Origin of the sequence: Pseudomonas sp. NPDC089569, assembly GCF_050280625.1 — a bacterium.
GTDB lineage: Bacteria > Pseudomonadota > Gammaproteobacteria > Pseudomonadales > Pseudomonadaceae > Aquipseudomonas.
Window position 1 is genome coordinate 1 of sequence record NZ_JBNNVQ010000167.1, and the last position, 6865, is coordinate 6865.

The 6865-nt window shown below is 62.3% G+C and carries 5 protein-coding genes and 2 pseudogenes; all 7 read left to right on the forward strand.

Annotation, left to right across the window (positions count from 1 at the left end; all coding sequences use genetic code 11):
• A pseudogene (locus ACQKP2_RS31085) lies at positions 1–100 on the forward strand (transcriptional regulator); the annotation flags it as partial.
• Positions 96–1250 (forward strand): annotated as a pseudogene (gene murD, locus ACQKP2_RS31090) (UDP-N-acetylmuramoyl-L-alanine--D-glutamate ligase); the annotation flags it as partial. The pseudogenes ACQKP2_RS31085 and murD, both read left to right, overlap by 5 nt.
• Positions 1247–2464, forward strand: a complete 1218-nt coding sequence (ftsW, locus tag ACQKP2_RS31095) for a putative lipid II flippase FtsW (RefSeq protein ID WP_427582132.1) — start codon at positions 1247–1249, stop codon at positions 2462–2464. The pseudogene murD and the gene ftsW, both read left to right, overlap by 4 nt.
• Positions 2454–3524: an undecaprenyldiphospho-muramoylpentapeptide beta-N-acetylglucosaminyltransferase gene (gene murG / locus ACQKP2_RS31100; RefSeq protein ID WP_427582133.1), complete on the forward strand. Its 1071-nt coding sequence runs from the start codon at positions 2454–2456 to the stop codon at positions 3522–3524. Before ftsW ends, murG begins: the two co-directional genes overlap by 11 nt.
• On the forward strand, positions 3517–4977 hold the full coding sequence (gene murC, locus ACQKP2_RS31105) for a UDP-N-acetylmuramate--L-alanine ligase (protein WP_427582134.1): 1461 nt from the start codon (positions 3517–3519) through the stop codon (positions 4975–4977). Before murG ends, murC begins: the two co-directional genes overlap by 8 nt.
• Positions 4974–5954 carry a D-alanine--D-alanine ligase gene (locus ACQKP2_RS31110; protein WP_427582135.1) on the forward strand — a complete coding sequence of 327 codons (981 nt, stop codon included), beginning with the start codon at positions 4974–4976 and terminating at the stop codon, positions 5952–5954. The genes murC and ACQKP2_RS31110 overlap by 4 nt, the downstream gene beginning before the upstream one ends.
• 4 nt (positions 5955–5958) lie before the next feature.
• Entirely contained in the window at positions 5959–6828 is an 870-nt protein-coding gene (locus ACQKP2_RS31115) for a cell division protein FtsQ/DivIB (protein ID WP_427582136.1), read from the forward strand.
• The last annotated feature ends 37 nt before the right edge of the window (positions 6829–6865 follow it).

Genomic DNA, 6865 nt, shown 5'->3' on the forward strand with positions numbered 1-6865 from the left:
GTTGCTTGAGGATCGCCAGGTGGACTTGATCGATGATCACGTCGATCTGGCGATCCGCATCACCGATCGGCCGCCCGCCGGGCTGGTGGGGCGTCGAGTTCCTGTGCCGTGCCGACGAGCTCTATGTCAGCCCCGGCCTGGCGCTGGCGACCCCGGCCCTGCAGGCCGCTGCTGCCCGTGGCGTGAGACTGTCCGGTGACATCGAGCTGTTCGCGCGTAACGCGAAGGCGCCGATCGTGGCCATCAGCGGCTCGAATGCGAAAAGCACCGTAACCACCCTGGTCGGCGAGATGGCGGCTGCGGCCGGCAAGCGTGTCGCCGTCGGCGGCAACCTCGGTACTCCGGCACTGGATCTGCTCAGTGACGACGTCGAGCTGTACGTGATGGAACTGTCGAGCTTCCAGCTTGAAACCACCGACCAGCTCAACGCCGAAGTGGCGACCGTGCTCAATATCAGCGAAGACCACATGGACCGCTACAGCGGTCTGCCGGCCTATCACCTGGCCAAGCACCGGATTTTCCGTGGGGCCAGGCAGTTCGTGGTCAACCGCCAGGATGCCCTGAGCCGTCCGTTGATGGGCGAGGGTCAGCCATGCTGGACCTTCGGCCTGACCAAACCGGATTTCAAGGCGTTCGGCCTGCGTGAAGAAGAGGGCGAAAAATACCTGGCGTTCGAGTTCCAGAACCTGATGCCGGTGCGCGAACTGAAAATCCGCGGTGCCCATAACCAGTCCAACGCACTGGCGGCATTGGCGCTGGGTCATGCCGTCGGTCTGCCGTTCGACGCGATGCTTTCGGCCCTGCGCAATTTCGCCGGCCTCGAGCACCGTTGTCAGTGGGTGCGCGATCTGCACGGCGTGGGCTACTACAACGACTCCAAGGCCACCAACGTCGGCGCCGCCCTGGCGGCCATCGAAGGCCTGGGCGCGGACATCGACGGCAAGATCGTGCTGATCGCCGGTGGCGACGGCAAAGGGGCCGAGTTCAAGGATCTGCGTGACCCGGTGGCGGCCAACTGCCGTGCCGTGATCCTGATGGGGCGCGACTCCGACAAGATTGGCGAGGCCATCGGCGACGCCGTGCCGCTGATCCGTGCAGGTTCCCTGGTCGAAGCCGTGGAGCAGTGCTGCGCCGCCGCGCAGCCGGGTGATGTGGTTCTGCTGTCGCCGGCCTGTGCCAGTTTCGACATGTTCAAGAACTACGAAGACCGTGGTCACCAGTTCGTCCGCGCCGTGGAGGATCTGGCATGAGCCTGCGAAACATCGTCAAGCCGTATCCATCGCCGCTGATTACCGGGCGCGGAATCGACCTCGATTTTCCGATGCTCGCCGGTTGCCTGGCATTGCTCGGCCTGGGCTTGATCATGATTGCCTCGGCATCGACCGAGGTCGCGGCGGTGCAGTCGGGCAGTCCGCTGTACTACATGATTCGCCACCTGATCTATGTCGTGCTGGGCCTGGGTGCCTGCGTGGTCACCATGATGATTCCGATCGCCACGTGGCAACGCATGGGCTGGATGATGCTGATCGGCGCGTTCGGCCTGTTGGTGATGGTGATCGTTCCGGGGATCGGTCGTGAAGTGAACGGCTCGATGCGCTGGATCGGCTTCAGCTTCTTCAACGTGCAGCCTTCGGAAATCGCCAAGGTATTCGTGGTGATTTACCTGTCCGGGTACCTGGTGCGTCGCCAGAAGGAAGTGCGCGAAAGCTGGATGGGCTTCTTCAAGCCGTTCATCGTGCTGCTGCCGATGGCGGGCCTGTTGCTGATGGAACCGGACTTCGGCGCCACCGTCGTGATGATGGGCGCGGCCGCGGCGATGCTGTTTCTCGGCGGCGTCGGGTTGTTCCGTTTTTCCTTGATGGTGGTCCTGGCGGTGGCGGCGGTGGTGCTGCTGATCCAGATGCAGCCGTACCGTATGGCGCGTCTGACCAACTTCGCCGACCCATGGGCCGATCAGTTCGGCGCCGGCTATCAATTGTCCCAGGCGCTGATCGCGTTCGGTCGTGGCGAATGGCTGGGCGTCGGCCTGGGCAACAGCGTGCAGAAGCAGTTCTACCTGCCCGAAGCCCACACCGACTTCGTGTTTTCGGTTCTGGCCGAAGAGCTGGGCGCCGTGGGTTCCCTGTGCACCGTGGCGCTGTTCGTCTTTGTCTGTATTCGCGGCATGTACATCGGTTTGTGGGCCGAGAAGGCCAAGCAGTTCTTTGCTGCCTACGTCGCCTATGGATTGTCGTTCCTGTGGATCGGTCAGTTCCTGATCAACATCGGGGTGAACGTCGGCCTGTTGCCAACCAAGGGGCTGACTTTGCCATTCCTCAGTTATGGCGGCAGTTCGCTGGTGATCTGCTGCGCCTGTCTCGGTCTGTTGCTGCGCATCGAGTGGGAAAGTCGTACCCACCTGGGCAGCGAAGAGATGGAATTCCATGAGAGCGACTTCGCCGAGGAGCCGAACCATGGGCGCTAACGTATTGATCATGGCCGGCGGTACCGGTGGCCATGTGTTCCCGGCGCTGGCCTGTGCCCGCGAGTTTCAGTCCCGCGGCTACACCGTGCACTGGCTCGGTACGCCGCGAGGCATCGAGAACGACCTGGTCCCGGCGGCCGGCATCGAACTGCACCGGATCAACGCCAGCGGTTTGCGGGGCAAGGGCAAGTTGTCCCTGCTCAAGGCACCGTACATGTTGCTCAAATCGGTCTGGCAGGCGCGCTCGATCATTCGTCGGCTGCAACCGGTCTGCGTCGTCGGATTCGGAGGTTTTGTGACCGGTCCTGGTGGCGTTGCCGCCAAACTGGCCGGAGTGCCGGTGATCGTTCATGAGCAAAACGCCGTGGCCGGTACCGCCAATCGGTTGCTGGTGCCGTTGGCCGCCCGGGTCTGTGAAGCGTTCCCCGACACCTTTACCCTGTCGAGCAGCCGTCGGACCACCGGTAACCCGGTGCGCACCGAGCTGTTCCTCGAAACACCGCGTCCGGCACTGTCCGGCCGCAAGGCGCGTTTGCTGATCCTGGGCGGAAGCCTGGGCGCAGAGCCGTTGAACAAGTTGCTGCCTGAAGCCCTGTCGCAAGTCGCCGTCGACCTGCGCCCGGACGTGTTCCATCAGGCCGGCAAAAACCACGATGAAGTGACTGCAGAGCGTTATCGCGCCGCCGGCGTCGAGGCGCAGGTGCAGCCGTTCATCAAAGACATGGCCCAAGCCTATGGTTGGGCCGACCTGGTGGTATGTCGCGCAGGCGCGCTGACCATCAGCGAACTGGCTGCCGCCGGTCTGCCCTCGATGCTGGTGCCCTTGCCCCATGCCATCGACGATCACCAGACCCGCAATGCCGATTATTTGGCCCGTGAAGGCGCAGCCTTCCTGATGCCGCAAAGAACGACTGGCGCAGCGGATCTTGCCGCTCGCCTGACAGAGGTCCTGATGCAACCGCAACGACTCAACGATATGGCCACCGCGGCCCGCCGCCTGGCCAAACCCGATGCTACCCGTAACGTCGTCGATACCTGCCTGGAGGTGGCCCATGGTTGAGAATCAGAAAGCCATGCCGCAACCGGAAATGCGCCGCATCCGTCGTATTCACTTCGTCGGCATCGGCGGTGTGGGCATGTGCGGGATTGCCGAAGTGTTGTTGAACCTGGGCTATGAAGTGTCCGGTTCCGACCTCAAGGCTTCGCCGGTCACCGAGCGCCTGGAGTCTTTCGGCGCACAAATCTTCATCGGCCACCGTGCCGAAAACGCCGCCGCTGCCGACGTACTGGTGGTATCCAGTGCCGTGAACACGTCCAACCCGGAAGTCGCCACCGCACTGGAGCGTCGTATTCCCGTGGTGCCGCGTGCGGAAATGCTCGCCGAGCTGATGCGCTATCGTCACGGCATCGCCGTCGCCGGTACCCACGGCAAAACCACCACGACCAGCCTGATTGCATCGGTGTTCGCCGCCGGTGGCCTGGACCCGACTTTTGTGATCGGTGGCCGCCTGAATGCGGCGGGGACCAACGCCCAGCTGGGCACCAGCCGCTACCTGATCGCCGAAGCCGATGAAAGCGATGCCAGCTTCCTGCACCTGCAGCCGCTGGTGGCCGTGGTCACCAACATCGACGCCGACCACATGGCGACCTATGACGGTGACTTCAACAAGCTGAAGAAAACCTTCGTCGAGTTTCTCCACAACCTGCCGTTCTACGGCCTGGCAGTGGTGTGCCTGGATGATCCTGTGGTGCGTGAAATCCTGCCGCAGGTCAAGCGTCCGACCGTCACCTACGGATTCGGCGAAGACTGCGACGTGCGTGCCATCAATGTGCGCCAGCAAGGCATGCAAACCTTCTTCACCGTATTGCGCCCCGATCGCGAGCCTCTGGATGTCTCGGTGAACATGCCGGGCAACCACAACGTGCTCAATGCATTGGCCACCATTTGCATTGCCTCTGACGAAGGCGTCAGCGACGAGGCCATCGTCCAGGGCCTGTCCGGGTTCCAGGGCGTGGGCCGACGCTTCCAGGTCTACGGTGAACTGCCCGTAGAAGGCGGCAACGTAATGCTGGTCGACGACTACGGCCACCACCCGACCGAAGTCGCGGCGGTGATCAAGGCCGTACGCGGTGGTTGGCCGGAGCGTCGCCTGGTCATGGTTTACCAGCCGCACCGCTACAGCCGTACCCGCGACCTGTACGACGATTTCGTGAATGTTCTGGCGGACGCCAACGTGTTGCTGCTGATGGAAGTCTATCCGGCCGGCGAAGAGCCGATTCCGGGTGCCGACAGCCGCAAGCTGTGCAACAGCATTCGTCAGCGCGGTCAGCTCGACCCGATCTACATCGATCGTGGCGTCGACCTGGCGCCGGTGGTCAAGCCGTTGCTGCGTGCCGGGGATATTTTGCTGTGCCAGGGCGCCGGGGATATCGGCGGTCTCGCACCGAAACTGTTGAAAAGTGAGTTGTTCGCCGGAGCCGTGGTCGCGCCGGTCGAGGGGAAGTTGAAATGACTGCTGCTTACGCCAATCTCGTCTCCACTATCGCGCCGAAGGACTTCGGCCGTGTCGCCGTGCTGTTCGGCGGCAAGAGTGCCGAGCGCGAAGTGTCGCTGAAGTCGGGCAACGCCGTTCTCGATGCGCTGCAAAGCGCAGGCGTGGACGCGTTCGGTCTCGATGTGGGCGATGACCTTCTGCAGCGTCTGCAAAGCGAAAAAATCGACCGCGCCTTCATCATTCTCCACGGTCGTGGCGGTGAAGACGGCAGCATGCAGGGCTTGCTCGAATGCCTGGGCATTCCTTACACCGGCAGCGGCATCCTCGCCTCTGCGCTGGCTATGGACAAGCTGCGCACCAAGCAGGTCTGGCACAGCCTCGGTATCCCGACGCCGCGTCACGCGGTATTGAGCAGCGAGGCCGATTGTATTTCTGCGGCAGCGGAACTGGGCATGCCTTTGATCGTCAAACCGGCCCATGAAGGTTCAAGTATCGGGATGGCCAAAGTGACTTCCGCGTCTGAATTGATCGACGCATGGAAGGCGGCCAGTACCTACGATTCGCAAGTGTTGGTCGAGCAATGGATTCAAGGTCCGGAGTTCACCATCGCCACGCTGCGTGACCAGGTGTTGCCACCGATTGCCCTGGGCACGCCCCACAGCTTTTACGACTACGACGCCAAGTACCTGGCCAACGATACCCAATACCGCATTCCATGCGGCCTGGACAGCAACAAGGAAAAGGAACTCATGGACCTCACGGCAAAAGCCTGTGAGGCGCTGGGTATTGCCGGTTGGGGCAGGGCGGACGTGATGCAGGACGCTGACGGACAGTTCTGGTTCCTGGAAGTCAACACGGCACCGGGCATGACCGATCACAGCCTGGTTCCGATGGCTGCCCGTGCTGCCGGCCTGGATTTTCAGCAACTGGTTCTGGCCATTCTGGCCGAGAGCGTTGTCGGCAACGCTGCCCGCAAAGTAGAGCCGCGAGGTTAAGACCATGCAAGGCGCACAGCTACGTCATCAGCCACCCGCAACCGGCCGCAAGCCGGTGCCGCGGGGTGCCAGCCGAATGGTGGCCAAAGAGCCGATGTCCGCGCGCCTGCCGAAAGCCAATTTCGGCTTTCTCAAGAGCCTGTTCTGGCCGGTGCTGCTGGTTGCGCTGGGGTTCGGTACCTATGAAGGCGCACAGCGATTGCTGCCGTACGCCGATCGGCCGATCACCAAGATCAACGTGCAGGGCGACCTGAGTTACATCAGCCAGCAAGCGGTGCAGCAGCGGATTGCGCCTTACGTGGCATCGAGCTTCTTCACCATTGACCTTGCGAGCATGCGCAGCGAGCTGGAGCAGATGCCATGGATTGCTCACGCCGAAGTGCGCAGGGTATGGCCGGATCAAGTCGTGATTCGTCTGGAAGAACAATTGCCGGTGGCCCGCTGGGGCGACGAGTCGTTGTTGAACAACCAGGGCCAGGCCTTTACGCCGCGGGAACTGGCCAATTATGAACACTTGCCACAGCTGTTCGGTCCGCAGCGGGCCCAGCAGCAAGTGATGCAGCAATACCAGGTGTTGAGTCAGATGCTCCGGCCTCTGGGTTTCTCGATTACACGCCTGGAGCTGCGTGAACGCGGCAGCTGGTTCCTGACCACCGGTCCCGGCAGTGCCGGCCCGGGAATCGAACTGCTGCTGGGACGCGGCAACCTGGTGGAAAAGATGCGCCGCTTCATTGCCATCTATGAAAAAACGCTCAAAGAGCAGATTACGAACATTGCGCGCATCGATCTGCGCTACGCCAACGGCCTTGCCGTTGGGTGTATGCAGCCGATGGCGTCGGCATCGTGGTTTACAACGCGCAGCACGAAGGCCTGACCAAGGCCTGGGTTGAAGGCTTCACTCAGGAAACCGG